The organism is Methyloversatilis discipulorum (assembly GCF_018780585.1).
In the GTDB taxonomy this organism is placed as follows: Bacteria; Pseudomonadota; Gammaproteobacteria; order Burkholderiales; family Rhodocyclaceae; genus Methyloversatilis; species Methyloversatilis discipulorum_B.
On sequence record NZ_JADMJL010000072.1, the window covers coordinates 1 to 26,241 of the forward strand.

Genomic DNA, 26,241 nt, shown 5'->3' on the forward strand with positions numbered 1-26,241 from the left:
CAAGCTATTCCTACGCTTGCCAGGGCAGAACATACAAGCGAGCTTGCTCGCGATCGGGCGGCTGCCCAGCGCTGCAGGATTTTTCGCGCCGCATCGCGAGCAAGCTCGCTCCCACTGAACCCGCGTCGTCCCGTGGGAGCGACCACTGGTCGCGATCTCAGCCGCTGCACCGACAGGACTTCGGCGATGGTCGGATCGCGAGAATCCTCGCTCCGACGTCCCCCGGGTCGTGGAGGAAACCCGCGGCGGACCTCGGCGCGAGGCACCCACCCGGCCCGCCGGTTTGGGCCTTCCGCCGCCCGGTGGTATCGTGCGCGCCGGTGCCGCTGCGGCGGCACTGCGTTCGAGGTGCCCTGTGCCGCGGCACAGGGTTAAACGGGAAGCAGGTGAGCGAGCCCCGCTCGCAAGGCCTGCGCTGCCCCCGCAACGGTAAGCAGATTCGATGCACGTTCATGCCACTGGGCCCCGCGCCTGGGAAGGCCGTGCATCGCGACACGCGGCACTCCGCCCGTCGTCGCAGCTGCGAGCCCGGATACCGGCCACGGATGCACGAGCGGTCATGCCCGGGGTGCGGCATCGCGACGGATGCGGCCCGCTGCCGGCTGCCTGCGTTGTTGTCCCCTGTGCCATGACTTCATGAGACTGCCGTCGTTCGGGGACGGGCGACGGCTGCAGGGAGCACATAAAACAATGCACAGCCGTACCACGGTCGCCACGCTGCTTGCCGGCGCCGGCCTTCTTTCCTCCTCCGTTTCCGCCCAGACGCACGTGCTGGAGCCAGTCGTCGTCACCGCAACCCGCGTCGAGCAGCGCGTGTCGGACACCTTGTCCGACGTCAGTGTCATCGATCGCGAACAGATCGAGGCGGCCGGGCAGTCCACGCTGACCGAACTGCTCGCCCGCCAGCCGGGGGTACGGACCACCAGCAACGGTGGCATGGGGTCCAACAGCGAGTTCTTCATACGGGGCGCCGAGTCGAAACAGAACGTGGTGCTGATTGACGGCGTGAGGGTGGGATCGGCCACTTCCGGTGCCGCGTCCCTTCAGTATCTTCCCCTGTCCCAGATCGAACGCATCGAGATCGTGCGCGGACCGGCTTCAGCCGTATATGGAGCGGATGCCGTCGGCGGAGTGATCCAGATCTTCACCCGCCGTGGCAGCGACGAGGGTATGGCGCTCGACGTGTTCGCCGGTGCGGGCACACACGACACGAATGAAGCCAGCGCATTCCTGCGCGGAGGCGACGAGCGGTGGAAGCTTTCGCTGGGTGCGTCCGTCCAGCGCACCGACGGCATCAATGCATCGAACCGTTTCCGGGCGGCATCGGCACGCAATCCGGATCTGGATGGCTATATCAATCGCAGCTACTCCGGCAGCGTCAGTTTCACGCCGGTTCGGGGCACCGAACTGGGAACCCAGTTCCTGCACTCCAGTGGCCGCAACCGCTTCGACAGCCGCCTGACCACCGACGACAGGAACGAATTCGAGAACTACAGCGGCAGCGCCTACATCCGTCAGTCCTGGACCGAGGAGTTCAGTACCACTCTGAGGGTGGCGCGCGCTGTGGATTCCTACGACAGCATCACCAATGTCGTGTCGAGCTTCCGCACCGTCGAGGACAGCGTAACCCTGGACGCACGGCTGAAACTCGGCGTTGGCACCCTGTTTGCCGCGGCCGAACACCGCAGCCAGGATGTCGATGCCGGCGTGATTGACCGCCGGCGCGATATCGATTCACTGCAGCTGGGGTGGTCCGCCCGCTACGGTGCGCATTCCGTGCAGTTGAACGGACGCCATGACAGCTTCTCCGGTAACCGGAACAAGAGCACCGGCAACGTCGCCTACGGCTATCACCTGACCGATGAGTGGCGACTGCACGCCGGATACGGCACCGCTTTCCGTCTGCCATCGTTCAACGAGCTGTACAGCCCGTCGTCGAATTTCGGCAATCCGGATGTCGGACCGGAATCGTCGCGCAACAAGGAGGTTGGTGTGGTCTGGCAGCGTCGTGCGTCGCGCGTTTCGCTCACCGCGTACGATAACCGGGTGGATGGCCTGATACAGCAGCCGGGCACCAACCGTCCGGTGCAGAATGTCGCGCACGCGACGCTGCGCGGCGCAACGGTCGATGCGTCGACCTATGTCGGACACACAGAGCTTTCAGCCAGCTACGACCTGCTGCACGCGATGGATGATGACACGGGATTCAGGTTGCGGCGGCGCGCGGTCCAGAGCGGAACGGTGACGGTCCAGCAGCATATGAGCCGGGGCCGTATCGGTATCGAAGTCATGTTGTCCGGGGATACGTATTCCTCCGCCAGCGAGCTGAATCGGCTTGGCGGCTATTCGCTGATCAATCTGTTCGGGGTCTGGAAGGTGACACCGGAGCTTGCGCTGGAAGGCCGGTTGAACAACCTGGCCGACAAGGACTACAGCACGGCCTATGGCTACGCGACCGTCGGCGCAACGCTGTTCGTGGGCGTGCGCTATACGCCGCGTTTCTGAGCCGGGCCACACCGCTGAGTACACTGACCGTATGAGCAGCCACCCGCCCGCCACCATCCTGCCGTCGCCGACCGCCCTGCGCGCGCTGCGCCGTCCTGCATGGGTGCTGCCGGCGCTGCTGCTGGCGCTGGCCGCGGCGTTCGCGCTGGCGCTGGCAGTGGGCAGCGTGGCGGTCAGTGCGGCCGAGCTGTGGCAGATCGCCACCGGTGGCGACGCCGGCATGGCGGGCGACATCGTGCGCTCGCTGCGCCTGCCGCGCGCGCTGGCGGCGGCGGCCTGCGGCGGCCTGCTGGCGCTGGCCGGGGCGCTGATGCAGGTGCTGCTGCGCAACCCGCTCGCCGATCCCTATGTGCTGGGCATTTCCGGTGGCGCCGCGGTCGGCGCGCTGCTGGCCATGCTGGTCGGCGCGGCCGGCCTGCTGCTCGAGCTTTCGGCCTTTGCCGGTGCGCTGGCGGCGATGGCGCTGGTGTTCGGGCTGGCGCACGGCGAGGGCAGCCGCACGCCGACCCGCCTGCTGCTGACCGGCGTCATCGTGTCGGCGGGCTGCGGGGCGGCGGTGTCCTTCATCCTGGCGGTGGCGAGCGAACAGTCGCTGCGCGGCATGCTGTTCTGGCTGATGGGCGACGCCAGCACCGCCAGCCGTCCCGGCGTCGCGGTCGCCGCCTTGCTGGGCGGGCTGGTCGCCTGCGCGCCGCTGGCGCGCGACCTCAACCTGCTGGCGCGCGGCGATGGCACGGCACAGCTGCTGGGCGTGCCGGTCGTCCGCCTGCGTCTGGTCGTCTATCTGCTGGCGTCGGCGCTGACGGCGATCGCGGTTACCACGGTCGGGTCGGTTGGCTTCGTCGGCCTCGTGGTGCCGCACCTGATCCGGCTCGCCTTTGGCAACGACCAGCGCCTGCTGCTGCCAGCCAGTGCGCTGGCCGGCGCCACGCTGCTGCTGCTGGCCGACACCGCGGCGCGCACCGTCATCGCGCCGGCCCAGCTGCCGGTCGGCGTGCTGACCGCGCTGCTCGGCGTGCCGGTGTTCCTGTTCCTGCTGAACCGCCACCGATGAGCGCCGTTCCGACCCTGCTCGCACGCGGCCTCGACGTGTCGGTCGCCGGTCGCGCGCTGTGCACCGGCCTCGAACTCGACGTGCGGCCGGGCGAACTGCTGGCCATCGTCGGCCGCAACGGCATCGGCAAGTCGACGTTGCTCACCACGCTGGCCGGGCTGCGCCGGCCGGCCGCCGGCACACTGACGCTGGAAGGCCGCGAGATCACCGACTGGCCGGCGCGCGAACTGGCGAAACGGCGCGCACTGCTGGCGCAGTCGCAGGAGGACCACTTCGCCTCCACCGTGCTCGACACCGCACTGGTCGGCCGGCACCCGCACATCGGCCGCTGGGCCGACGAGAGCGACGCCGACGTCGACATCGCGCTGGCCGCGCTGGCGGCGGTGTCGCTGCGCGGCTTCGAACTGCGCGAGGTGCGCACGCTGTCCGGCGGCGAGCGCCAGCGGGTGGCCATCGCGGCGCTGCTGGCGCAGCAGGCGCCGCTGTGCCTGCTGGACGAGCCGGTCACGCATCTCGACCTCGATTACCAGATCGAGACGCTGGAACTGTTCGCGCGACTGGCCCGCGACGAGGGCCGCGCGGTGGTGGCCGTGCTGCACGACCTGAATCAGGTGCTGCGCTTCGCCGACCGCGCGCTGCTGCTGACCGGCGGCGGCGAATGGGTATGCGGGCCGGTCGACGCGGTGCTGCAGGCGGAGGTGCTGTCGCGCGCCTTCTGCCATCCGCTGAAGGAATTGCGCGACGACGGCCGGCGCTATTTCGTGCCGGCGTGAGGACAGAATGAGTGGAGGATGTGATGAGCGATCTTGACGAACGCCATGAAGCGCGCATGAAACGCAAGAAGGACGTGGTGGACCAGGCCATCGCCGCGGCGCAGGTCGAGCGCGGCGTGCTGGTGGTGAATACCGGCACCGGCAAGGGCAAGTCCAGCGCCGCCTTCGGCGTGGTCGCGCGCGCGCTCGGCCACGGCATGAAGGTGGGCGTGGTGCAGTTCATCAAGGGGCGTTCCGACACCGGCGAGGAAGCCTTCTATCGCCGTCAGCCGGACGTGCAGTGGCATGTGTCGGGTGAGGGCTTCACCTGGGAAACGCAGAACCGCGCGCGCGACGTCGCCACCGCCGAAGCGGCCTGGGAACAGGCGCGCGCCTTCCTGCGCGATCCGGCCATCGGCCTGGTGGTGCTGGACGAACTGAATATCGCGCTGAAGTACCACTACCTCGATGTCGCCACCGTCATCGCCGACCTCGCGGCGCGGCCGACCATGCAGCACGTCATCGTGACCGGCCGTGCCGCGCCGCCCGAGCTGGTCGAGGCGGCCGACACGGTGACCGACATGACCATGGTGAAGCACGCCTTCAAGGCCGGCGTGAAGGCGATGCCCGGGCTGGAATGGTGAGCGTGCCGTCCGCAGTCCGGCACTGCCCGGCGCTGATGGTGGCAGCGCCTGCGTCCGGTCAGGGCAAGACCACGGTGGTCGCCGCACTGGCACGGCTGCACCGTTCGCGCGGTCGCCGCGTGCGCGTGTTCAAGTGCGGGCCTGACTTCCTCGATCCGCAGATCCACGCACTGGCCAGTGGCGCGCCGGTCTGCAATGTCGACCTGTGGATGACCGGCGAAGCGGACATCGCCGCACGGCTGTACGACGCGGCGGGTGAGGCCGACCTCATCCTCGTCGAATCGGTCATGGGCCTGCACGACGGCAGCCCGTCCAGCGCCGACATTGCGCGTCGCTTCGATCTGCCAGTGCTGGCGGTGATCGACGCGCGCGCGATGGCGCAGACCTTCGGCGCGCTGGCGCACGGCCTGAAGCACTACCGCGACGGCGTGAACCTGACGGCGGTGATCGCCAACCGGGTCGGGTCGGCCCGCCACCTCGACATGCTGCGCGACAGCCTGCCGGCCGACATCGCCTGGTACGGCGGCCTGCCGCGCGACGAGCGCATCGCGTTGCCGGAGCGCCACCTCGGCCTGCTGCCGGCGGCCGAGATCGAGGGGCTGGACGTCCGGCTCGACATCGCTGCCGAACTGCTTGGCGCATCGACCGCGGCCGACCTGCCGCCGGCGGTGGCGTTCGCACCGGTCGAATGCACGGCGACGCCGCGCCTGCTCGACGGCGTGCGCATCGCGCTGGCGCGCGACGACGCGTTCTGCTTCCTCTACCCGGCCAATCTCGACTGCCTGCGCGCACTCGGCGCCGAACTGGTCGAGTTCTCACCGCTCAATGACGCCGCGCTGCCCGCCTGCGACGCCGTCTGGCTGCCCGGCGGCTACCCCGAGCTGCACGCCGCGCGCTGGTCCGCCAACACCGCGATGCACGCCGCGCTGCGCGCCCACGTCGACGCCGGCCGGCCGCTGCTGGCCGAGTGCGGCGGCATGATGAGCCTGTTCGACACGCTGACCGACAAGTCCGGCGTCAGCCACGCCGGCGCCGGTCTGCTGCCGGGCGCGGTGCGCATGCAGACGCGGCTGGCCGCGCTCGGCCTGCAGCAGGTCGAGCTGCCGGAAGGTGCGCTGCGCGGCCACACTTTCCACTATTCGACCGCCGACACGCCGCTGTCGCCGCTGGCGCGTGCGCGCACGCCGGACGACCGCGACGGCGAGGCGGTGTATCGTCGGGGCCGGCTCACCGCGAGCTACCTGCACCTCTATTTCCCGTCCGCTCCGGCCGCGGTCGCCACGCTGTTCGGACGCTGAACCATGACTGCATCGAACGACGCCCACCGCTACCCCGACGACGCCCGCGACGCGCTCTACCGCGCCATCGCCGAGCGACGCGACATGCGCCATTTCAGGCCCGACCCGGTCGATCCGGCGGTACTGCGTCGCCTGTTGTGGGCAGCCCATCACGCGCCCAGCGTTGGCTACATGCAGCCGTGGCGTTTCGTGCGCGTCACCGATGCTGCGCTGCGCCGCGCCATCCACGGGCTGGTCGAGGAGGAAAGGCTGGCCACCGCGCGCGCGCTTGGCGAGCGCGAGGACGAATTCATGCGGCTCAAGGTCGAGGGCGTGCTCGACAGCGGGGAACTACTGGTGGTCGCGCTGTGCGGCGGACGCGAACAGCACGTATTCGGCCGCCGCACGATGCCCGACATGGACGTCGCCTCCTGCGCCTGCGCGATTCAGAACATGTGGCTGGCGGCGCGTGCCGAAGGGCTGGGCATGGGCTGGGTGTCCATCTTCGACCCGCTGAAGCTGGCGGCGCTGCTGCAGATGCCGGAGGGTGCGCGACCGCTGGCCGTGCTGTGCATCGGCCACGTCGATGCGTTCTACGAAGCGCCGATGCTCGAGCTCGAAGGCTGGGCCAGCCGGCTGCCGGAAGATCTGCTGATCGGCGACAACGTGTGGCCGGAGCGCGCGCCGTGAATACGCTGCACCCCTTCGTCGTGCTGGCGCTGTGCGCCTGCGCCGGCGTCATGCTCGACCGCCGTTTCGGCGAACTGCGCCGCCTGCATCCGCTGGTCGGCTTCGGCCACCTGGCCGGCTGGCTGCAGGCGCACATGAATGTGATTGCCCGGCAGAGCCGTCCGCTGACCCGGCTGACCGGTCTGCTGGCGTGGGCGCTGGCGGTGCTGCCGCTGCTGTCGCTGGCCTTCTGGCTGCGCGGCCTGGGTCTGCCCTGGCAGCTGGCGATCGACCTGCTGCTGCTGTACTTCGCGCTTGGCGCGCGCAGTCTGGCCGAACACGCGCACGCGGTATCGCGCCCGCTGGCGGCCGGCGACCTGGTCGAGGCGCGGCGCCGCGTCGGCTGGATGGTAAGCCGCGACACCTCGCAGCTCGATGAAGCCGGCGTGGCCCGCGCCGCCACCGAATCGGTGCTCGAGAACGGCAACGATGCGGTGTTCGGTGCGCTGTTCTGGTTCCTGCTGCTGGGCGGGCCCGGCGCGCTGCTGTTCCGGCTGGCCAACACGCTGGACGCGATGTGGGGCTATCGCACGCCGCGCCTGCGCTATTTCGGCTGGGCGGCGGCGCGCATCGACGACGTGCTCAATTTCGTCCCGGCGCGGCTGACGGCGCTGAGCTATGCGCTGTGCGGCGCGACGCGTCGGGCGCTCGCCTGCTGGCGCGCGCAGGCGCCGGCCTGGGACAGCCCGAACGCCGGCCCGGTCATGGCGGCCGGCGCCGGCGCGCTGCATCTGTCGCTCGGTGGTGCGGCGGTCTATCACGGCGCGGTCGAACAGCGCCCGCCGTTGGGGGAAGGTGCGGCGCCGGGCGCCGCCGACATCGACCGTGCGGTCGTTCTGGTTGCCGCGGCGCTGCGACTCTGGCTCACCGTGGCGCTGCTGCTTGCCCTCGGAGTGCATCTGTCATGACACCCGCCCGCCCGCTGCACGGTGGCCGTCTGCTGGCCGCCGCCGATCGCTACGGCATCGCGCCTGAGGCCTGGATGGACCTGTCCACCGGCATCAATCCGCAGCCCTGGCCGGTGCCGTCGGTGCCGCAATCGGTGTGGCAGCGCCTGCCGGAAGACGGCGACGGGCTGGAGGACGCTGCCGCCGCCTATTACGGCAGCGATGCGCTGCTGCCGCTGGCCGGCTCGCAGGCGGCGATCCAGCTGCTGCCGGCGCTGTTCCCGCGCAGCCGGGTGGCGATACTTTCGCCGACCTACAGCGAACACCCGCACGGCTGGACGCAGGCCGGGCACGCGGTGCGTGCGGTCGCCCCGGCCGAGGTCGAGGCGGTCGTGGACCACACCGACGTGCTGCTGCTGGTACAGCCGAACAACCCCTGCGGCACGCTGTTTCCGCCGCAACAGGTGATGGACTGGCAGGCGCGGCTGGCCGCCCGCGGCGGCACGCTCATCGTCGACGAGGCCTTCATCGACGCCACGCCGGATGCCAGCGTCGTGTGTCATGCCGGTCGGGCGGGGCTGATCGTGCTGCGCTCGCTCGGCAAGTTCTTCGGTCTGGCCGGTGCGCGCGTCGGCTTCATGTTCGCCGAACAGTCGTTGCGCGACGCGCTGGCGGCGCGGCTCGGGCCGTGGCCGGTGGCTGGCCCGTCACGCTGGGTGGCGCAGCGCGCGCTGGCCGACCGCGACTGGCAGGCGCAGCAGCGCGCGCGGCTGGCGACCGAAGGTGCGCGGCTGGAAGCGCTGCTGCGTGCGACCGGCTGGGGCGAGGTGAGCGGCTGCGTGCTGTTCCAGCGCGTGCTGACCGCCGATGCCGCGGCGTTGAACGACGCCTTCTGCCGGCGCGGCATCCTGCTGCGCCATTTCGACGCCCCGGCCGCGCTGCGCTTCGGTCTGCCGGAAGACGAGGCGCAGTGGCAGCGGCTGGAACAGGCGATCGACGACATACGGACAGCCGTCCAGTAGGAGCGGTCTTCCGACCGCGACCGCGCCTGCGCGATATTCGAGGAATGAAGGGATGAAGAAGGCATTGTTTCTGCTGCTCGCCGCGCTGGCGCTGCCCGCCGCGGCCGAACTGCGGCTGACCGACGACGCTGGCCGCACCGTGGTGCTGGCCGCGCCGGCGCAGCGCATCGTCAGTCTGGCCCCGCACGTGACCGAACTGCTGTTCGCCGCCGGCGCCGGCGGCAAGGTGGTCGGCGCGACCCAGTACAGCGACTATCCGGAAGCGGCGAAGACGATTCCGCGCGTCGGCGGCTACACCTCGGTGGACATGGAGGCGGTGGTCGCGCTGAAGCCGGATCTGGTGATCGTCTGGAAGAGCGGCAACCGCAACCAGCAGTACGACAAGCTGGAGAAGCTCGGCATACCGGTGTTCGTGAACGAGCCGCGCAGTCTGGACGACGTGGCGCGCGCGATCGAAACCTTCGGCCGCATCGCCGCCACGCCGCGCGAGGCCGACGAGTCGGCGCGTGCCTTCCGCGCGCGGCGCGACGCGCTGGCGAAGCAGTACGCGGCGCGGCCGCCGGTCGCGGTGTTCTACCAGATCTGGAACAAGCCGCTGATGACCATCAACGGGCAGCACCTCATTTCCGACGTGATGGCGCTGTGCGGCGGGCGCAACGTGTTCGCCGGCCTGCCGATACTGGCGCCGACGGTGACCGAGGAGGCGGTGCTGGCGGCCGCGCCCGAAGTCATCGTCGCCAGTGGCATGGGTGAGTCGCGGCCCGAGTGGCTGGACGCCTGGCGGCGCTGGAGCGCGCTGCCGGCGGTGAAGGGCGACAACCTCTACTTCATTCCGCCGGAAGTCCTGCAGCGGCACACGCCGCGCATCCTCGACGGCGCGCAGAAGCTGTGCGAACAGCTGGAACAGGCGCGCCAGAAGGCGGGCCGCAAATGAGCGCAGGCGATCTGCGCGGCGATCCGTATCCCAAGCGCATCGCCTGCCTGTGCACGGAGGCGGTCGAGGTGCTGTACGCGCTGGGCGAAGCCGACCGCATCGCCGGCATTTCCGGTTTCACCGTGCGGCCACCCGAGGCGCGCCGTGACAAGCCGAAGATCAGCGGCTTCTCGTCCGGCAAGCTGGAACGCATCCTCGCGGTCGAGCCGGATCTGGTGCTGGCTTTCTCCGACCTGCAGGCCGACATGTGCCGCGACCTGGTGCGCGCCGGCGTCGAGGTGCACGTGTTCAACCAGCGGTCGATCGCCGGCATCCTGCGCATGATCGTGACGACCGGCGCGCTGGTTGGCCGCGCAACCGAGGCGCAGGCGCTGGTGGCCGGTCTGCGGCGCGGGCTCGATGACGCGCGTGTTCGCGGCGAGGCGCGCATCGCGCGCCACGGCCGGCGGCTGCGCGTGTATTTCGAGGAGTGGGACGAACCGCTCATTTCCGGCATCCGCTGGGTGTCCGAGCTGATCGAACTGACCGGCGGCGAGGACGTGTTCGCCGATTTCGCCACCCGCCACAGCGCGAAGGAGCGGCGCATCGACGACCCGCTGACGGTGGTGACGCGTGCGCCGGACATCATCATCGGCTCGTGGTGCGGCAAGAAATTCCAGCCCGACCGCGTGCGCGCGCGGCCGGGCTGGGCTGGGGTGCCGGCCGTCGCCCACGACCGGCTGTACGAGATCAAGTCGCCACTGATACTGGCGCCGGGCATCGCCGCGCTGACCGATGGCCTGACCGCGCTGGAGGCATGCCTCGACGCGGCCGGTGCCGATCAGAAGCGGTAGCCCAGACCGACCGACAGCAGCAGCGGATCGATGTCCAGCCGGGTGACCGCAATGCCGGCGCCCTTGACCGATATGTCGGTGTCGATCTTCACGTACTTGGCGTCGAGGTTCAGGAACCACTGCGGCGCGAGCTGGATGTCGACGCCGATCTGCGCCGCCCAGCCGACGCTGCCGCGGTCCACCTTCAGCGGCACGCTGCCGCCGAGCACGGTGCCGGCGTCCAGCTTCACGCCGGAAAAGCGCGTGTAGTTCAGGCCGATGCCGGCGTAGGGGCGCACGGTGCCGGCCGGGTTGAAGTGGTACTGCAGCGTCAGCGTCGGCGGCAGGTGCTTGACCGAGCCGATGTCCACACCGCCCAGTTCGACGTCGTGCTTCTGCGGCACCGTCAGGATCAGTTCGGCGGCGATGTTCGGCGTGAAGAAGTAGCTGATGTCGACTTCCGGGAACAGCTTGTCTTCCGCCTTCACCTCGCCCAGCGCGGGGACCACGGCGGTGGTCGAGTTGTCGTTCGACGGGTCCATGTGCAGCGCGCGCACGCGTACCAGCCAGTCGCCTTCGGCGGCATACGCGCTGCCGGCGAACATGAATGTCGATGCGGCGGCTGCCGCAATGCCTGCCCAGCTCTTTGTTGTCATGTCGATCTCCCCCGGTTTCGACATCCGCGGACACGGATGCTGAATCACTTTAGGAAGGGGGGGAGACGACGAAAAATTGGTTTTTTTGCAGCAGGGATAGCGTCGGACTTATGGCCGACCGCGCGGCGGAGAAGCCTGAACCCGGGAGGTGCCGGCACGGAGTGCGCTGGCGGAGGTCTTCTTATGACCCGGAGATCAGGGCGGGGTGATGCTTGTGCTGCGGGGGACTGCGGTCACGGCCCGGCAGGTCCGGGAAAAAGAATCGTGTGTGAGCGGCAGGCGATCAGTACGCCATCTGCACGCTGTTGTGCACCCGGCCTAGCACCTTGCCGTCGGACCAGGCGAACGGCGCCGACGGCTCGCTCGCTTGCAGGCCCCGTAGGTGCGCAACTTGCTGGGGTGTGCGGACAAGGCCGGCTCCGTGCGTTCTCCGTCGGGAAGCGCACGTCGCCGTGTCGCATCCGTCGCGAAGGAACCGAATATGGGCTACACACCGGTGTGCAAGCAGAAAATCCTGTACGAGGGCGAACTCGTGCCCTGTCGGGCCGATGGTCGCGAACTGCTCATCATGTGGCCGGACGGCGGTCAGCCGCGCGCCTTCGACGCAGCCTGTCCGCACGAGGACGTGTCGCTGGCGCGCGGCGTATTCAACGGGCGCACGCTGATCTGCATCGCGCACGGCTGGGTGTTCGACGGCCGCAATGGCGCAGGGCTGTCGCCCACCGGCTGCGAAATGACCGAATACCCGATGCGCGTCGTGGACGGCATGGTCGAGGTCGATCTGCCGGATTGAGCCGGGGTCTTGTGGGAGCGAGCTTGCTCGCGATCGCGGCCTTGATCGAAGCCCGCGGACCGCAGCGGCCTGTCGCGGCCAAGGCCGCTCCCACAGGGGATGCGCGCGACCCACGGCTTGAGCGCGAGCCGGGGCTCTGTGGGAGGGGTCTTGACCCCGACAGCAGCCTGCATCGAAGCCAGCGGCGCGAAAAATGCCGCTCAGCGGCCTGTGCGCCGGGCCAGGAAGCCATCCAGCGCAGCGGCGAAACTGCGACTGTCGGCGGTGGAGAACGCCGACGGCCCGCCGCTCATGACGCCGCTGTCACGCAGGTCGTTCATCAACGCGCGCATCTGCAGCCGCTCGTGGATGGTGCCGGGCGCGAACCACTCGCCGCGCGGCTCCAGCGCATGCGCGCCGCGCGCCAGCACCGCCGCCGCCAGCGGAATGTCGGCGGTGATCACCAGATCGCCGGCGCCCACCGCCTCCTCGATGTAGCGATCGGCCGCGTCGAAGCCGTGCGCCACCTGTACGGCGCGGATGTGCGGCGACGGCGGCACGCGCAGCAGCTTGTTGGCGACCAGCGTCAGCTGCAGGCCGGTGCGCGTGGCGGCGCGGAACAGGATGTCCTTGACCGGTGCCGGGCAGGCGTCGGCATCGACCCAGATGGCCGGTGCCATGCTCACATCAGCCACCACAGCAGCAGCGCCAGCGTGACGAAGAAGCCGAACAACGCCACCGCCTCTTCGCTGTGCGGCTCGCCGCGCGGCGGCGGATAGCGCCCCAGCGTCAGCACGCGCAGCGTGAGCCAGCCGGGCAGGTAGAACAGCCCGACCGTCACCAGATTGAGGACGAAGATGGCGCGCAGCACGGCGGCCTCAGTCGAGCGCCTTGCGCAGCAGTTCGTCGACCAGATCGTTCAGCGACACCTGGCGCTCGGTTGCGAGGTCGCGCAGGCGCGCCGCCAGTTCGGCCGGAATCTTCACCGCGAACGGCACGAGACCGCGCTCGGCATCGAGCCGACGCTGTTCCTTGCGGTCCACGACCGGTGCTGCGCCCAGCGCGCTTTTTGCCCCGGCGGCGTGCTTCATCTGCGCCACCACCTTCAGTCTTTCATTCTTGTACAGATCGGTTTTCTTCACGTCGGTATCCTGTGCGGTCTTTCGAATCGCGCACATTGTCGGCCATGGCTCTGAAATCCACCATCTACAAGATCAAATTGAACGTGTCCGACATGGACCGGCCGCATTACGGCGAGTACGCGCTGACCGTCGCCCGCCACCCGTCGGAGAGCGACGAACGCATGATGGTGCGCGTGCTGGCCTTCGCGCTGCACGCCGACGAGGACCTGCGTTTCGGCCGCGGCCTGAGCACCGAAGACGAGGCAGACCTCTACGCCCAGGACCTGACCGGCGCCATCCGCTTGTGGATAGACGTCGGCCTGCCGGACGAGCGTCTGGTGCGCAAGGCCGCCGCCCGCGCCGAACAGGTCGTGGTGCTGAACTACGGCCGCACCGCCAGCCAGTGGTGGGAACAGTCGAAGGCCACGCTGGCCAAGCTGTCCAACCTCACCGTCTACCGCCTGTCCACCGCCGATAGCCAGGCCCTGGCCAGCCTGGCCCAGCGGGGCGCAGACCTGCAGTGCATCGTGCAGGAGGGACAGATCTGGCTGGGCGACGACGGCGCCATGCTGCAGCCGTCGCTGGAGAGGGTGTTCGGAGGGGCCTGAGGTCCGCAGACGGTACGGCCCTTCGGCGGCGTATGTCGGGCGGGTTCGTGAATGCCAAGAGCCTATACTGATCGCCCGAAACAGTTTTCAGCTCAGTGAAATGGCACGTTCTTCCAAGAGGCGCCGGAAACGCTCGCGGACCGAACACCTGATCGACGCAGATTGGCGTGTCAGCGCGGCGTTCGCGCTCGTGATCTGGGTCGGCATTCATTACCTGCTACCGATTGTGGCGGGTAAGTCACCTCTGCTGACCGCGGTGGCGACTGCCGCACAGCGGATGGCATGGATTCCGGTGTCCGTGCTGAGCCTGTTCGCATGCCTGTCATTTCTGCGGACTGCGCGCAGAGAACTCTCGACCAGATCGTTGCCCGATCTTCAAGCGGCGCGGATGGAAAGCGACCCTCAGGTGCCTGTCGAGGTCGGCGGAGTGAGCGTGGACCAACCCGCGCTCGGCGACGGACGGGTGCGCAACCTCGAAATTCGTGATCTCGCTGCCGTCGAGCATGTGATACCGCCCGTCCGCGTCGAATGGTCGCTCGACCTGATCCGAGAGATCGAATGGAAGCGTTTTGAGGATGTATGCCAGCGCTATTACGAGCTGAAGGGGGTCAGGAGCAGCACGACTTCGCTGGGGGCCGACGGCGGCATCGACATTCGCCTGTTCCAGGATGGTGACTCGGAGCGCGTCACGACGGTCATCCAGTGCAAGGCCTGGGGAGAGCGCCTGGTGGGCGTCAAGCCGGTGCGTGAGCTGCTGGGCGTCAAGGTGCATGAAAAGGCGGACAAGGCCTTCTTCATGACCAGTGGAGGCTATACCGGGGAGGCTCGGGCATTTGCCTCGGCAAACGGCATCACGTTGATGGACGGTGACATGCTGTTGATGATGTTCCGGAGGTTGCCTCCAGAAATGTCCGCTGGATTGCTGGCTTTCGCGACTGCCGGCGATTACCGCACGCCGACCTGCCCGTCCTGTGGAGTCAAGATGAGCGCGCGCAAGGGCAAAGGGGACGGACGCCCCTTCTGGGGCTGCGTGCGCTACCCGCGGTGCCGGCAGACACTGCCGATGCGCGCAGGATGACCTGATCGCGCTCAGTCCTTCTTCGCCCCCCGGCGCCGCCCGCCCTGTGCCAGAGCGCGCTGCATCCGCATCAGCCGTTGCCGCACGCCGTCGGAATCCATCCACACGTCGCTGCCTTTCAGGATGCGGCTGATTTCGCTGTCGCTGAGGAAGGGCGAGCAGAGCCGCGTCGTCATCTTCTCGAACCAGCTGCTGACTGCGGCCACTTGCGCCTGCTGTTCGCTGCCGCGGCCGTCCAGGCTGCCGGAATAGGTGTGGAACATGAGCTGGCAGTTGTCATGCACTATCAATTCGTCGCCGCTGAGGAAGATGAAGGCGGCCATCGAGAAGGCGCGCGCTTCGAGCACGGTGACCACGTGCGCCTCGGAGGCGCGGATGTTGTTGATGATCTGCAGGCCGGTGTCGAATTCGCCGCCGGGCGAATTCAGGTGCAGGTAGATCAGGTCGGTCTCGGCCGCGGTGCGCAGCGTGTAGAACAGATCGGTGTAGTGGTGCGGTTCGCGGATTTCGCCGCACAGATAGTAGGAAATCTGGTGAATGGGCATCTGCCGTTCATAGCGGGCAAGACCGCGGAATGGTTCGGCGTCCGTCATTCCGTTCTCTTCGTCGTCCGGCAGTGCGGGGTGGCGCGGCATCGTGAAATCCTCCGTGTGCGCCCGGATTATCGGGCGTCCGCCATGCCGTCACCAAGCTGCGCTGCGGCACGACAGGCGCTCGGCGCGACTACGGCGGGTATTGCGCACCGACCCGGAAGAACTCCTTGATCAGGAAGTCCTCCAGTTCCTTCTGATGCTCCGGCCGCGCCGACAGCACGACGGTGCGACCCAGGCGCAGCGATTCCCAGTTGAAGTTGCCGCTGTAGTAGCGGCGTATCAGTTCGATCATGCGCTGCACGACGGCGCGCTCGATGTCGCCGTTGAGGCCGGCGTCGACCTCGATGAATTCGCGTCGCGCATTGCCGGCGTCGGTAGTCCAGCCGCGGAATACGAAGGCGGCGGTGCGCACGCTCTTGCGGGTGATCTGAAACACGCCGTTGGTGCCCGGCTGCTGCAGGTTGCGCTTGATGTTGGCGGCAGCAATGTCGTCCGCCGACGGGCCCTGTTCGCGGGCGCGCGCGGCGGCGTTCTCGCCGGCGGCGGCCTCTTCGGCCAGCCGGCGTTTCTCGCGCTGGGCGGCGACGAAGGACGCCATGTCGGTCGGCGCGTCCGGTGCAACGGCTGGCTTGGGCGGCGGGGGTGCGGGGGCGGGTTCGGGCACCGGCACGCGGGCGACCGGCGGCTCGGTCGGCACCGGCGGCGCCTTGCGGGCCTTTTCGCGCTGCTTCTTGGGCGGCTGCTTTTTGGGCCTGGGAGCAGGCGGCGTCGGCGCGGCGGCCTGTGGTGGCGCCGCAGCCGCCTGGCGCGGCGCCTCCGGCGTGATCATGCGCACGCTGATCGGCTGGTTGGCACCGAGCGGCTGTTCCGGCTCCGCCTTCGGCCGCATCACCCACCACAGCGCGAGCGCGTGGATCAGCAGCGCCAGCACGAGCGCGATCAACCCGCTCGGGCGGACGCGGAAATGCAGACTGGTGTCGCCGAGCGGACTGGTCTCGACGCTCAGCGAGAACGGTGCGAGGCTGTCGGCCCGCCGGCGGTTGCGCGGGTGTTCGGGATGTGCGGCGTGCATGGGCTGTTCAGGCGGCTGCGGACGGGCGGGCTGTCCGGTCGCGTCCGCCAGTGGCGTCCGCAGCAGTGAATCCTTCATTCCTGTTCAGCGTTGGGTCTGCAATCGGGTGAAGCGTCAGGTCGGACAGTCGGCGGATCAGCGGGCGGTCGGTTTGACCGCGCCGCAGTCGGCGGCGATCCAGCGCGCGTCGGTGTCAGCCTTCATCGACCCCTCCGCCGACTGCATGTTCATTTTCGACGTGAAATGGGTCGGACTGTCGATCACCGCCTCGAAGTCGCCGCTGGCTTTCGGATTGGTGCAGCTGATCTTGCCCTTGACCGATTTCGCGGTGTTCGTGACGTTGCTGTAGGTGCAGCTGCCGTCGTTCTTGCCGGAGTAGATGTCGCTGCGCTTGGCGTCGTCCGGCGTGATGCAGACGCGGACCGCGCCGCCGCTGCCCATGGCCACGCCCTGCGCGGCCATCTGCTGTTCCATCATCTTGCGCGCTTCCGGCGGCATCTTCTTCATTTCTTCCTGCATGCGCGCCATCTGCGCCGACATGTCGGGCATGCCCGGCATGCTCATGGCCGACTTGAATTCCCACAGGCCGGGCTTGATGTCGGCGGCGTGCACAGGGCCGAGTGCGGCCAGCGCGAGTGCGGCAGGAACGAGCAGTCTTTTCATCGGGTGTCCTCTCCATCTGGAAGCGTGCCGGGCGGCACCGGTGCGACGTAACTGGCAATCAGGATGAGCGCGCCGATGCCCAGCAGCGAGCCGGTCCATTCGACCGTGCCGGCGCCGGCCAGGTCGATCATCAGCATCTTGGCGCCGACGGCGGCAAGCAGCGCGAAGCCGGCGAACCACAGCGTGCGCACACCGCGTCGTGTCGCGTACATCATCAATGCGAGTGCGGTCAGCGCCCAGGTCAGCGACAGCGTCGCCTGCAGAAGGGTGGATTGGAACATGGCGGTGGCCGACCACGCCACCCCGGCGAGGTGGTGCACGCCGCGCGCCGCCAATGCCGACACCCACAGCAGACCGGCCGCGCCGACCAGCGTCCGCGGCAGCAGACGGCTGCGTGCCAGCCACAGCAGCGCGGCGACGCTGGCCAGATCGAGCGCCGACGCCAGCGGTAGATAGGGCAGGGCGGAGCCGCCGTCGTGGCCGAACTGCAGCGCGACGACGGTCAGCAGCAAAAGGCCGGCGACCGGCCACAGCACGGTGCGCGCGTAGGCCTCGGGCGCGGCGGCCCAGGGCCAGACGTCGGCTTTCTCGCCGTCAGCGGACAGCGCCGATTGCAGCGCTCGGCCGGCCGTGAGCCAGACGGCGATCCAGGCCAGCCAGCCCCACAGGTCCTGCCCCGGCAGCCAGTCGGCCAGCCAGCTGCCGGCTTCGATGCCGACCGACAGCAGCAGCGTCCACGCGGTGGCGACGTGGCGTGCGGTGTTCAGCAGTGCAGCACCGTCTTCGTCCTGCCGGCGCAGTACCCACAGGTGGGTGGCCCAGGCCAGTGGCAGCGCAAGCGCCATCGCACCGTACAGCAGGTGCGCGTGCTGGTCCCAGGCGAGCAAACTGCCGGCCCACAGGATGGGCAGCGTCAATGCGGCCAGCGCGCGGGCGGTGATGAAGTCGCGTCCGCGGCCCTGCTGTTCGGCGAAGGCGGCGCTGGCGACGCCGAACAGCAGCGCGATGGCCGGCTGCAGGTCGTGCGGTACGAAGTCGTCGATGTCGGCCAGACCCCCGAACAGCCACCAGCCGGCCAGCCACAGCGTGAGCGCCTTCGGCAGCCAGTCGGCGCCGGCGCCGGTCTGGCGCAGCACGCGCACCGAGGACAACGCCGCACCGGCCAGCAGCAGGCAGCCCAGCGTGCGGCCGTTGAGCAGCGGCCACGCGACGGTCAGCGTGTCGAGCGAGGCGGCCAGCCAGAAGCCGGCGGCGACCTGCAGCGTGGCGCCGGCCCACAGCGTCAGGCGCGACGCGCGGGCGCAGCCGTACCACAGCGCCGCCGCACCTTCGACCGCGTAGATCGCGGCGGTCATCTGCAGGTCGAACGCCAGCGGCACGGCCAGCGTCAGCAGCGCGGCACCGATGCCGGCGTGGGCGCGGAAGGTCAGTGTTTCGTCCGGCGCGCGGCTGCGCAGCAGGCCGGCCAGTCCGAGGTAGTACAGGCCGGCCAGGGCGGCGCTGATCGCGGCACCGTACTCGTAGGGCTGTACTAGCGCGGCCTGCAGTACGCCGGCGGCCAGCGGCGGGCCGAACAGCAGGCTGCCGGACTGCCAGCCCGAGGCGCCTGGCGCGCGCAGCACGGTCTGGGCGACATGGGTGGCGGTGAACAGCACGAAGAAGGCGATCAGGAAGCCCTGTACGGCGAGATAGTCGTCCGCGACATAGCTGCGCAGGCCCCAGCCGGTGCCGACGGCGAAGGTGAACAGAAAGCCGGCGAAGATGAGCGCGCGCCAGGCACGGCGCCAGCTCAGCGCGATGATGAAGGCGTCGAGCAGCAGGTAGTAGCTGAACAGCACGATGTACTGGCCCTGCCCGCTGGACGCCAGCATCGGTGCGACGAAGGCGCCGGACAGGCCGAGCAGCGCCAGCACCTGCGAGGCCTGCCGCGCAGCGCAGACAGCGCAGGCCACGCCGAGCGCGGCAAACAGCAGGAAGGCGGGCGCCGGCCCGATGAAGCCGTAGCGCGCCAGCGCGAAATAGACCGCCAGATAGAGCAGCGCGAAGCCGCCGCCCTGGATCGCCAGCGCGAACATGCGGCGTGGCCCTTCACCCGGCATGCGCAGACCGAGAACGATCATCGCTATACCGGTGGCGACGGCGGCGGCCAGTCGCAGTTCCGGCGGCAGCCAGCCGGCCTGGGCGGCAAGCCGCAGTGCCGACGCGACGCCGAAGAACAGCACGATGACGCCGATGCGCGCCAGCGGATTGCTGCCCATCAGACGCGACCACAGTGTGGCGAGCGGGCGGATGAGGTCGTCGCGTTCGGCCGCGTCGGTTGCCGGCGGCTGCGGCCGTGCCGCGACGCGCGTGCCCTCGGCGTGCAGCGCGTCGAGCGGCGCGGCCTGTGTGCTGACCGCTGCCGGTTCGACCACGGCCGGCGCGACTGCAGGCGCTGTTTCGGTGCTGACCGGTGTCACCGCTTCGTCCGGTTCCGCGCTCGTGGCTTCGGGGCCGGCCGCCGCCTCCGGCCGCGCCTTCAGCGCTTCGTACAGCCAGCGCGTCTTGTCGTCGAGTTCGCGCAGTCGCGCCTGCACCGCGCGTTCGCGCGCGGCGGTGCGCGCCGATACCCACAGGCCCGCAGCCAGACCGGCGAGGGCGCCGAAGAAGGCTTCGATCTCGCCGTGCGCGGCGCCGGCGATCAGGCCGAGAACACAGAGGATGGCGGTCAGCATCGGCGCGCTCCGTCGTGGCCAGGGGCGCTCATCGGCGGTCGCCGCGCAGGCCGGCGACGATGGCCTGCAGTGCGTCCGGCGTCGCTGCCTCCGGCGCCACTGGCGGCGCGCCGACCAGTTCGATGCGGTTGAACAGGCCGCGGCGCAGCGGCCTGGTCATTGCCGGGCCACCCTTGCGCGAGAAGAAGCTGCCCCACAGGCCGCGCAGCGCCAGCGGCACCACCGGTACCGGCGTACGCGCGACGATGCGCGTGATGCCCGGCTTGAAGGGGTGGAGCTCACCGGTGTCGGTGATGACGCCTTCCGGGAAGATGCCGACCAGTTCGCCCGCTTCCAGCGCGGCGGCGATGTCGTCGTAGGCGCGCTCCAGCAGCTTTGGGTCTTCCTTGGCCGACGCGATCGGGATGCAGCGGTTGGTGCGGAACACGAAGCGCAGCACCGGCAGGCGGAAGATGGCGTGGTGCATGACGAAGCGTATCGGCCGCGGGCAGGCGGCGGTGATCACCAGCGCGTCGACGAAGCTCACGTGGTTGCAGACGATGACCGCCGGGCCGTCGGCGGGAATGTTGTCCAGTCCCTTCTTGTCGAGCCGGTAAACCGTGTGCACGAGCAGCCACACGATGAAGCGCATCAGGAATTCCGGCACCAGCGTGTAGATGAACACCGCCACCGCCGCGTTGAACAGCGCGGCCACCAGAAAGAGCTGCGGAATGTTCAGCCCCGCCTCGAACAGCAGCAGGCTGACGCCGGCGGACGCGACCATGAAACCGGCATTCAGGATGTTGTTGGCGGCGATCACGCGTGCCGCATGGCTTTTTTCGCAACGGGTCTGGATCAGCGCGTACAGCGGCACGATGTAGAGGCCGCCGGCGGCGCCGAGCAGCGCGATGTCGATCAGCATGCGCCAGTGCGCCGCGTGTTGCAGGAATGCGCTCACGCTACCGTCGCCCGGCAGCGGCGCCGCCGGCGTGGCGAAGAACAGATCGACGCCGAACAGCGTGAGGCCGATCGCGCCGAAGGGCACCAGACCGATCTCGATGCGGCCGCCGGACAGCTTTTCGCACAGCAGCGAACCGGTGCCGACGCCGACCGAGAACACCGCCAGCAGCAGGATGAACACGTTCTCGCCGCCACCCAGCACGTCGGACGCGTAGACCGGGAACTGCGCCAGCAGCGTAGCGCCGTAGAACCAGAACCACGATATGCCGAGCAGCGACAGCCACACCGTGCGGTTGCCGACGGCGAAGCGCAGGTTGTCACGGGTCGAGCTGGCCGGGTTCCAGTCTATGCGCATGGCCGGGTCGGGTGCTGGCGAGCGCGGAATGCCGCGGCTGGTCCACCAGCCGGCGAGCGCCAGCAGCAGCACGGCGGCCGACAGGCCCCAGGCGTCGGTCACGCCGACCAGCCAGGCACCGAGTATCTGGCCGAGCAGGATGGCGACGAAGGTGGCCGATTCGACCAGTCCGTTGCCGCCGACCAGTTCGCCGTCGTGCAGGTGCTGCGGCAGGTAGGCGTACTTGACCGGTCCGAACAGCGTCGATTGCGTGCCCATCAGGAACAGCGCCAGCACCAGTGCCGGCAGGCTGGCGGCGACGAAACCGATGGCGCCCAGGCCCATCACCGCGATCTCGATCACCTTGGACAGCCGCGCCAGCATCGCGCGGTCGTATTTGTCGGCAATCTGGCCGCAGGTGGCGGAGAACAGGAAGAAGGGCAGGATGAACACGCCGGGCAGCACGGTGGCCAGCAGCGCCGGCGACACGTCGGTGATGCTGCCGGCGCGGAAGGTGAGCAGCGTGATCAGCGCGGTCTTGAACACGTTGTCGTTCAGCGCGCCCAGCAGCTGGGTCAGGAAGAAGGGGCGGAAACGCGTTTCCTTCAGCAGATGGAACTGCGAACTCATGACGTTCTCCGCAGCAGCCGGTACGCGACGAAGGCGATCACCGCCGCGGCGCCGACCAGCCAAACGATCAACGCGCGACGCGACGCCGGCAGCGGCTCCTTCGGCGCCTGCGGGTCGCGCAACTCGTCCGGGAAGGGGCGTGGCGGCGCTGGCCGCACCACCCACTGGCTGCGTTCGGCCGGCACGCGCGCCATGTATTCCTCGTAGCTGGCGACCGGTGCGCTGCCGAAGGCGCGCGAGGACGGAATCTGCGGCACGCGCACGAACAGGACCGCCTCGACGTCGTCGGCCAGCAGGCGTTCCAGCCCCTGGTCCATCACCTTGCCCTGGGTCAGCCTGCCAAGCAGGTCGCTGCCGGCGACGTTGAAGGCGACGAAAGGAAACAGGCCGCTGCGCTCGGCCATCATGTAGTCGAAGGCCTGCAGGCCGCTGCTCGCGCTCATGTCCTTGATCGCCATGTAGGGCAGGCCGAGCCACGCCTTGGCCTTCGAGGTCGGACCCAGGGTCGGGATGCTCCAGCCAAGCGAGCGCAGCGTGTCCAGGCTGATGCCGGCGCAGTTCGCGCTGGCATGGCGGTAGCTGAAGTCGTGCCGGTAGAAGTGGTTGAACACGCGCGCGATGCCCTGGTCGTACAGGCGCGCCGCGCGGTCCTCGCGCAGCACGGCGACCAGCATGTACGACGGGCGGTACCAGCTCTGGCCGCCGTTGAGATCGGTCAGGTAGGCATCCATCGTCAGCATCGAGGCGACGATGCCCTTTTCACTGTGCGCGTCGAGGTTGTAGAAGTTGGCGACCAGCCAGTCCTTCCACTCGCCGCGCGCGCCCATGACGCCGGTGGCGATCGCGAAGTGGCCGCCATGCGCCTCGTCATCGTCGCCCTGCGCACCGTTGAGCATGATGGCCAGTACCGGCTTGCCGGCCGCTGCGCGCGCAGCCCCCGGCGTGCGCTCCCACAGCAGTCGCGTCGACGCCGGCGTGCGTGCGCCACCGTCGTCGGCGCGTACCAGCGTGGCCAGCGTTTCGCCGTCCCGCAGTGGCGACGGCGTCAGTGCGGCGAGGTCGATGTCGAAGGACGACGGCCAGATCGTGCGCGCGGTGAAGCTGTCGCCCGATCGCGCGCCGCGCAGAGAGAGCCGCTGGCCCTGCAGCCAGGCGGTGCTGTCGGCGTTGAACCAGGACACGTTGGATGGCAGCTGCGGCACCAGCGTGAAGCTGGCGCGCGTGCTGTCGGCGAAGCTGAGCATGCGGCCGTCGGCGTCGAGCTGCGCGTCGTGTGCGACGAGCGGTGAGCCGAGCCAGATCAGCGCGGGCTTCTGCGCGTCCGGCTGCCATTCGTTCGCGTATGCCCACTGCCGCACGTCGTCCTGCGCCGGCAGCGTGGCGACGAAGCCTGCGGCGTCGGTCAGCGGCACGGCGATGGTGTCGTCCGCGAAGTACCACAGCGCCTGCGGTGGCGTCGCGCAGTCGGTGCAGCGGCCGGTCGCGAGGCGGAAGTCCTGGCCGGCGTACAGGCCGATGCGGCTGTCGGCCAGCGCGTCGCGCGGTGCGGCGGGCGTGGAAGGGGCACTCGTCATGAGTGCCAGTGTAAGGAGGGCGGCGGGAATGCGCATGCGTTGTGGAGTCTGTCGGATGTAGGGTCAGGCGTTCGGGAAGGCGCGCGCGGCTTCGAACACACGGTTGGCGAAGCGGTGCCGGCCGTCGCGCAGCAGGCGCTTGAGCATGAAGTCGAACAGCAGCGGATTGTGGTCGCGCACCTGTTCGAGCACTGGTGCGGCGGTCGCGTCGAGCAGGCCGGCGCGCGCCAGTGAGGCCGGCGACATCAGCGGCAGGATGCCCGGCAGCGGATAGTCGGAGCCGTAGAGCAGGCGGTCGTGCCAGTCCTCGCGGCGCAGCAGGGCGCGCACCACTTCGACCTCGCGGTTGCGCAGCGTGATCGCTGAAATGTCGCCATAAAGACGACCTCTGCGGCGTTCGCCCATCAGTCGTGCGAACAGGTCGAAGCTGCTGCGCAGCGGCGCGCCGCGGCCGGCGTCGAGGTCGACGTCCTGGCCCATCGTTGCACAGTGCGCGACGATGACGGTGACGCCGTGATCGAGCGCGCGGCGCAACCGCAGCGGGTTGCCCAGTTCCTGCCCGCCCGCGCCGTGTACCGCCTTCTCCTCGCCGGCGTGGCTGATCAGCGGCAGGCCGAGCCGGGCGGCGGCCGCGTAGAAGCGGTCGCAGCGTCCGGAGGCCGGGTCGATACCCATTGCCGGCGGCAGCCACTTGATCGCGCGCGCGCCGTCGCGCGCCGCCGCTTCGAGCGCGTCCACCGCATCTTCGCGGTAGGGGTGGACCGAGCACACCCATTCGAAGTGGTCCGGGTTGCCGCGGGCGACGTCGCGCGCGTAGGCGTCGGGCACGTGGAAGGCGGTGTGCTCGGGCAGATGACGGCCGGCCTCGTCGTAAGCGCGCTCGAACGCGAACAGCATGAGCTTGAAGCCGGCCGGCAGCGCTTCGACCAGATTGTGCAGGCGGTCGACATAGCTGGCGTCGACGCGGCCCGGGTCTTCGTGCGCGCAGCCGGCGTTCAGGTAGAACAGGCGCTGCACGTATTCGGCCGGGTGCAGCGGGCTCAGCATGCGCGGCGTCATTTCGATGCCGCGGCCGGAGTCGCCGGTGCCGGCGAGGTGCACATGAACGTCGCGCAGCAGCGTCGGGTCAAGATCTTCGAACACCTGCGCCATCAGCTCGTGGCCAGCCAGTTCGGGCGGCAGCGCGGCCAGGCAGGGATTCATCAGCTGGCTGCGCGCCACCGTGCTCAGCGCCCAGCCGCCAGCCACGGCGCCGCCGAGCAGCAATCCCGATTTCAGCAAGTGTCGACGGCGAAGGTCCATGGTCAGGAGGCTTCCGCCATCTGCTTCAGCGTCACGTAGTCGGTCTTGCCGGTGCCGAGCAGCGGCAGCGCGTCGACGACGACGATCTTGCGCGGCACCGCGATTTCCGGCGCGCCACGCTCGCGGGCGGCCGCCTGCAACCCGTCGCGGCCGAGTGCGGTATCGGTGGTGAACAGCACGATGGTCTCTCCGCGCACGGGGTCGGGCTGGGTCGAGGCCGCGTGCTGCGCGGCCGGGCTGGCGGCGGTGGCGAGCTTCTCCACCGTTTCCAGCGAAATCATTTCGCCGGCCACCTTGGCGAAGCGCTTGACCCGACCGACGATGCGCACGAAGCCGTCGTCGTCGAATTCGATCACGTCGCCGGTGTCGTACCAGCCGTCGCCGGCTTCCGAAGACGGCGTCTGCAGCACGCCCGGCCTGTCCCATTTCAGGTAGCCGCTCATCAGATTGGGCCCGCTGACGTGCAGCACGCCGCCACGGTCGATGCCGGCGACCGGCATCAGTTTCGCGTGCAGGCCGGGCAGCAGTTGACCGACCGTGCCGGAGCGGTAGGCCATCGGCGTATTGACGGCCAGCACCGGCGCGGTTTCGGTCGCGCCATACCCTTCGAAGATGCGCAGGCCGAACTTCTCGAACCACGCGCTGCGCACCGATTCCGACAGCTTCTCGGCGCCGGCGATGACGTAGCGCAGCCGGTAGAAGTCGTAGGGGTGGGCGAATTTCGCGTAATTGCCGAGGAAGGTACTGGTGCCCAGCAGCACGGTGCAGTTACGGTCGTACGCCAGTTCCGGAATGACGCGGTAGTGCAGCGGCGACGGGTAGAGGAACACGTTGGCGCCGGTCAGCAGCGGCAGCAGGCCGCCGGCGGTGAGGCCGAAGGAGTGGAACAACGGGAGCGCGTTCAGGATCTTGTCGTCGACCGAAAAGTCGATCACCGCGCGGATCTGCGCGATGTTGGCGAGCAGCGCGCGGTGCGACAGCACGACGCCCTTGGGCTTGCCTTCGGATCCGGAGGTGAACAGCACGACGGCCGGCGCTTCGGGCGACAGCTTTTCGGCCGCCAGCCGCGGTGCCCGCATCGCCCACAGCATGAGCCACAGTTTGTCGGTCAGCGTGATGCGTTCGCGCAGATCTTCGAGGTAGTGCAGCTCGACACCCTGCAGCGCCGCCAGCTTGTCGCCGAGCTTGGCCTGGTCGACGAAGGCGCGCGAGGTGACGATGACGCGCAGTTCGGCCGCGGTGCACGCGGCCTGCATGCCGTCGACGCCGGCGGTGTAGTTCAGCATGGCCGGCACGCGGCGGTGCGCGTTCAGGCCGAACACGAGCCCCAGTGTCGGCGCGAGGTTGGGCAGCAGCACGCCCACCCGTTCGTCCGGCCGCGTGATGCGAGCGACGATGCGACCGAGCGCCAGCGCCATCTTCAGCAGGTCGCCGTATGAGTACTCGATCTGTTTCATGTCCTCGACCAGCCGGCGGCTGCGGCCGTGGATCTCGGCCGCGTCGCACAGCGCGTCGAACAGCGTCTGCTGCGGGCGCGAGGCGAAGATCATTTCCTGCATCAGCCGGCGC

The 26,241-nt window shown here is 69.2% G+C and carries 25 protein-coding genes and 1 riboswitch; of the genes, 13 read left to right on the forward strand and 12 right to left on the reverse strand.

All coding sequences use genetic code 11. The features are described from left to right. Positions 1-329 precede the first annotated feature (329 nt). Positions 330-558: riboswitch (cobalamin riboswitch) on the forward strand. Between the two features lie 132 nt (positions 559-690). From IV112_RS21040 to IV112_RS21085, 10 genes are read left to right on the forward strand one after another with little or no spacing between them, the layout of a single operon-like run. Beyond that, complete coding sequence (locus IV112_RS21040; RefSeq protein WP_304007046.1) at positions 691-2,505, forward strand: TonB-dependent receptor domain-containing protein; 1,815 nt, start codon at positions 691-693, stop codon at positions 2,503-2,505. Between the two features lie 31 nt (positions 2,506-2,536). Next, on the forward strand, positions 2,537-3,559 hold the full coding sequence (locus tag IV112_RS21045; protein ID WP_304007048.1) for a FecCD family ABC transporter permease: 1,023 nt from the start codon (positions 2,537-2,539) through the stop codon (positions 3,557-3,559). Next, entirely contained in the window at positions 3,556-4,332 is a 777-nt protein-coding gene (locus IV112_RS21050; protein WP_304007050.1) for an ABC transporter ATP-binding protein, read from the forward strand. The genes IV112_RS21045 and IV112_RS21050 overlap by 4 nt, the downstream gene beginning before the upstream one ends. Positions 4,333-4,355: 23 nt before the next feature. Continuing rightward, complete coding sequence (gene cobO, locus IV112_RS21055; protein WP_304007052.1) at positions 4,356-4,955, forward strand: cob(I)yrinic acid a,c-diamide adenosyltransferase; 600 nt, start codon at positions 4,356-4,358, stop codon at positions 4,953-4,955. 35 nt (positions 4,956-4,990) lie between these two features. Continuing rightward, positions 4,991-6,253 carry a cobyrinate a,c-diamide synthase gene (locus tag IV112_RS21060; protein WP_304007088.1) on the forward strand — a complete coding sequence of 421 codons (1,263 nt, stop codon included), beginning with the start codon at positions 4,991-4,993 and terminating at the stop codon, positions 6,251-6,253. Positions 6,254-6,256: 3 nt separating this feature from the next. Further along, entirely contained in the window at positions 6,257-6,922 is a 666-nt protein-coding gene (gene bluB, locus IV112_RS21065) for a 5,6-dimethylbenzimidazole synthase (RefSeq protein WP_304007054.1), read from the forward strand. After that, the gene (gene cbiB, locus IV112_RS21070) at positions 6,901-7,869 is read left to right on the forward strand and encodes an adenosylcobinamide-phosphate synthase CbiB (RefSeq protein ID WP_304007056.1); all 969 of its coding nucleotides are present in this window, start codon (positions 6,901-6,903) and stop codon (positions 7,867-7,869) included. The genes bluB and cbiB overlap by 22 nt, the downstream gene beginning before the upstream one ends. Further along, the gene (cobD, locus tag IV112_RS21075; protein WP_304007059.1) at positions 7,866-8,870 is read left to right on the forward strand and encodes a threonine-phosphate decarboxylase CobD; all 1,005 of its coding nucleotides are present in this window, start codon (positions 7,866-7,868) and stop codon (positions 8,868-8,870) included. Before cbiB ends, cobD begins: the two co-directional genes overlap by 4 nt. Before the next feature lie 52 nt (positions 8,871-8,922). Beyond that, on the forward strand, positions 8,923-9,804 hold the full coding sequence (locus IV112_RS21080) for a cobalamin-binding protein (protein WP_304007061.1): 882 nt from the start codon (positions 8,923-8,925) through the stop codon (positions 9,802-9,804). Next, positions 9,801-10,637, forward strand: a complete 837-nt coding sequence (locus IV112_RS21085) for an ABC transporter substrate-binding protein (RefSeq protein ID WP_304007063.1) — start codon at positions 9,801-9,803, stop codon at positions 10,635-10,637. The genes IV112_RS21080 and IV112_RS21085 overlap by 4 nt, the downstream gene beginning before the upstream one ends. Here the strand turns inward: IV112_RS21085 and IV112_RS21090 are convergent. Next, a complete protein-coding gene (locus IV112_RS21090) occupies positions 10,625-11,272 on the reverse strand; it encodes an OmpW/AlkL family protein (protein WP_304007065.1) in 648 nt (215 codons plus the stop codon). The two genes, IV112_RS21085 and IV112_RS21090, sit on opposite strands and share 13 nt — an antisense overlap. A gap of 481 nt (positions 11,273-11,753) precedes the next feature. On the opposite strand from IV112_RS21090, the gene IV112_RS21095 reads away from it, so the two are divergent. Next, complete coding sequence (locus IV112_RS21095) at positions 11,754-12,065, forward strand: Rieske 2Fe-2S domain-containing protein (protein ID WP_020166299.1); 312 nt, start codon at positions 11,754-11,756, stop codon at positions 12,063-12,065. A 200-nt stretch (positions 12,066-12,265) separates the two neighbouring features. On the opposite strand, the gene IV112_RS21100 is transcribed toward IV112_RS21095, so the two are convergent. The 3 genes from IV112_RS21100 to IV112_RS21110 are packed head-to-tail and all read right to left on the reverse strand — an operon-like array spanning position 12,266 to position 13,186. Beyond that, positions 12,266-12,724, reverse strand: coding sequence for a YaiI/YqxD family protein (locus IV112_RS21100; RefSeq protein WP_304007069.1), 459 nt, complete (start codon positions 12,722-12,724; stop codon positions 12,266-12,268). A 2-nt stretch (positions 12,725-12,726) separates the two neighbouring features. Then, a complete protein-coding gene (locus tag IV112_RS21105) occupies positions 12,727-12,915 on the reverse strand; it encodes a hypothetical protein (protein WP_020166297.1) in 189 nt (62 codons plus the stop codon). 7 nt (positions 12,916-12,922) lie between these two features. Continuing rightward, complete coding sequence (locus IV112_RS21110; protein ID WP_020166296.1) at positions 12,923-13,186, reverse strand: hypothetical protein; 264 nt, start codon at positions 13,184-13,186, stop codon at positions 12,923-12,925. A 44-nt stretch (positions 13,187-13,230) separates the two neighbouring features. Here IV112_RS21110 and IV112_RS21115 point away from each other — a divergent pair, with 44 nt between their 5' ends. After that, entirely contained in the window at positions 13,231-13,773 is a 543-nt protein-coding gene (locus IV112_RS21115) for a YaeQ family protein (RefSeq protein WP_304007071.1), read from the forward strand. Positions 13,774-13,873: 100 nt separating this feature from the next. Continuing rightward, the gene (locus tag IV112_RS21120) at positions 13,874-14,851 is read left to right on the forward strand and encodes a restriction endonuclease (RefSeq protein WP_304007073.1); all 978 of its coding nucleotides are present in this window, start codon (positions 13,874-13,876) and stop codon (positions 14,849-14,851) included. Between the two features lie 11 nt (positions 14,852-14,862). On the opposite strand, the gene IV112_RS21125 is transcribed toward IV112_RS21120, so the two are convergent. From IV112_RS21125 to IV112_RS21160, 8 genes are all read right to left on the reverse strand, one after another. Further along, complete coding sequence (locus IV112_RS21125; RefSeq protein ID WP_304007074.1) at positions 14,863-15,486, reverse strand: Clp protease ClpP; 624 nt, start codon at positions 15,484-15,486, stop codon at positions 14,863-14,865. 88 nt (positions 15,487-15,574) lie between these two features. Further along, complete coding sequence (locus IV112_RS21130) at positions 15,575-16,594, reverse strand: hypothetical protein (RefSeq protein WP_304007075.1); 1,020 nt, start codon at positions 16,592-16,594, stop codon at positions 15,575-15,577. Positions 16,595-16,651: 57 nt separating this feature from the next. Then, complete coding sequence (locus IV112_RS21135; protein ID WP_304007077.1) at positions 16,652-17,179, reverse strand: DUF3617 domain-containing protein; 528 nt, start codon at positions 17,177-17,179, stop codon at positions 16,652-16,654. Continuing rightward, positions 17,176-19,893, reverse strand: coding sequence for a DUF2339 domain-containing protein (locus tag IV112_RS21140; RefSeq protein ID WP_304007079.1), 2,718 nt, complete (start codon positions 19,891-19,893; stop codon positions 17,176-17,178). Before IV112_RS21140 ends, IV112_RS21135 begins: the two co-directional genes overlap by 4 nt. Positions 19,894-19,921: 28 nt before the next feature. Beyond that, positions 19,922-21,796: an MFS transporter gene (locus IV112_RS21145; RefSeq protein ID WP_304007080.1), complete on the reverse strand. Its 1,875-nt coding sequence runs from the start codon at positions 21,794-21,796 to the stop codon at positions 19,922-19,924. Beyond that, complete coding sequence (locus IV112_RS21150) at positions 21,793-23,370, reverse strand: hypothetical protein (RefSeq protein WP_304007082.1); 1,578 nt, start codon at positions 23,368-23,370, stop codon at positions 21,793-21,795. Before IV112_RS21150 ends, IV112_RS21145 begins: the two co-directional genes overlap by 4 nt. 63 nt (positions 23,371-23,433) lie before the next feature. Then, a complete protein-coding gene (locus IV112_RS21155) occupies positions 23,434-24,672 on the reverse strand; it encodes an amidohydrolase family protein (RefSeq protein WP_304007084.1) in 1,239 nt (412 codons plus the stop codon). Positions 24,673-24,674: 2 nt separating this feature from the next. Continuing rightward, the coding region (locus IV112_RS21160) for an AMP-binding protein (protein ID WP_304007086.1) at positions 24,675-26,241 on the reverse strand (1,567 nt) is incomplete at its 5' end.

What these genes read in the sequence shown, in the direction of transcription:
- IV112_RS21040 (WP_304007046.1), top strand. Translation starts at nt 691, where the DNA reads ATGCACAGCCGTACCACGGTCGCCACGCTGCTTGCCGGCGCCGGCCTT.
- IV112_RS21045 (WP_304007048.1), top strand. Translation starts at nt 2,537, where the DNA reads ATGAGCAGCCACCCGCCCGCCACCATCCTGCCGTCGCCGACCGCCCTG.
- IV112_RS21050 (WP_304007050.1), top strand. Translation starts at nt 3,556, where the DNA reads ATGAGCGCCGTTCCGACCCTGCTCGCACGCGGCCTCGACGTGTCGGTC.
- cobO (WP_304007052.1), top strand. Translation starts at nt 4,356, where the DNA reads ATGAGCGATCTTGACGAACGCCATGAAGCGCGCATGAAACGCAAGAAG.
- IV112_RS21060 (WP_304007088.1), top strand. Translation starts at nt 4,991, where the DNA reads ATGGTGGCAGCGCCTGCGTCCGGTCAGGGCAAGACCACGGTGGTCGCC.
- bluB (WP_304007054.1), top strand. Translation starts at nt 6,257, where the DNA reads ATGACTGCATCGAACGACGCCCACCGCTACCCCGACGACGCCCGCGAC.
- cobD (WP_304007059.1), top strand. Translation starts at nt 7,866, where the DNA reads ATGACACCCGCCCGCCCGCTGCACGGTGGCCGTCTGCTGGCCGCCGCC.
- IV112_RS21080 (WP_304007061.1), top strand. Translation starts at nt 8,923, where the DNA reads ATGAAGAAGGCATTGTTTCTGCTGCTCGCCGCGCTGGCGCTGCCCGCC.
- IV112_RS21085 (WP_304007063.1), top strand. Translation starts at nt 9,801, where the DNA reads ATGAGCGCAGGCGATCTGCGCGGCGATCCGTATCCCAAGCGCATCGCC.
- IV112_RS21090 (WP_304007065.1), bottom strand. Translation starts at nt 11,272, where the DNA reads ATGACAACAAAGAGCTGGGCAGGCATTGCGGCAGCCGCCGCATCGACA.
- IV112_RS21095 (WP_020166299.1), top strand. Translation starts at nt 11,754, where the DNA reads ATGGGCTACACACCGGTGTGCAAGCAGAAAATCCTGTACGAGGGCGAA.
- IV112_RS21100 (WP_304007069.1), bottom strand. Translation starts at nt 12,724, where the DNA reads ATGGCACCGGCCATCTGGGTCGATGCCGACGCCTGCCCGGCACCGGTC.
- IV112_RS21115 (WP_304007071.1), top strand. Translation starts at nt 13,231, where the DNA reads ATGGCTCTGAAATCCACCATCTACAAGATCAAATTGAACGTGTCCGAC.
- IV112_RS21120 (WP_304007073.1), top strand. Translation starts at nt 13,874, where the DNA reads ATGGCACGTTCTTCCAAGAGGCGCCGGAAACGCTCGCGGACCGAACAC.
- IV112_RS21125 (WP_304007074.1), bottom strand. Translation starts at nt 15,486, where the DNA reads ATGCCGCGCCACCCCGCACTGCCGGACGACGAAGAGAACGGAATGACG.
- IV112_RS21130 (WP_304007075.1), bottom strand. Translation starts at nt 16,594, where the DNA reads ATGAAGGATTCACTGCTGCGGACGCCACTGGCGGACGCGACCGGACAG.
- IV112_RS21135 (WP_304007077.1), bottom strand. Translation starts at nt 17,179, where the DNA reads ATGAAAAGACTGCTCGTTCCTGCCGCACTCGCGCTGGCCGCACTCGGC.
- IV112_RS21140 (WP_304007079.1), bottom strand. Translation starts at nt 19,893, where the DNA reads ATGCTGACCGCCATCCTCTGTGTTCTCGGCCTGATCGCCGGCGCCGCG.
- IV112_RS21145 (WP_304007080.1), bottom strand. Translation starts at nt 21,796, where the DNA reads ATGAGTTCGCAGTTCCATCTGCTGAAGGAAACGCGTTTCCGCCCCTTC.
- IV112_RS21150 (WP_304007082.1), bottom strand. Translation starts at nt 23,370, where the DNA reads ATGACGAGTGCCCCTTCCACGCCCGCCGCACCGCGCGACGCGCTGGCC.
- IV112_RS21155 (WP_304007084.1), bottom strand. Translation starts at nt 24,672, where the DNA reads ATGGACCTTCGCCGTCGACACTTGCTGAAATCGGGATTGCTGCTCGGC.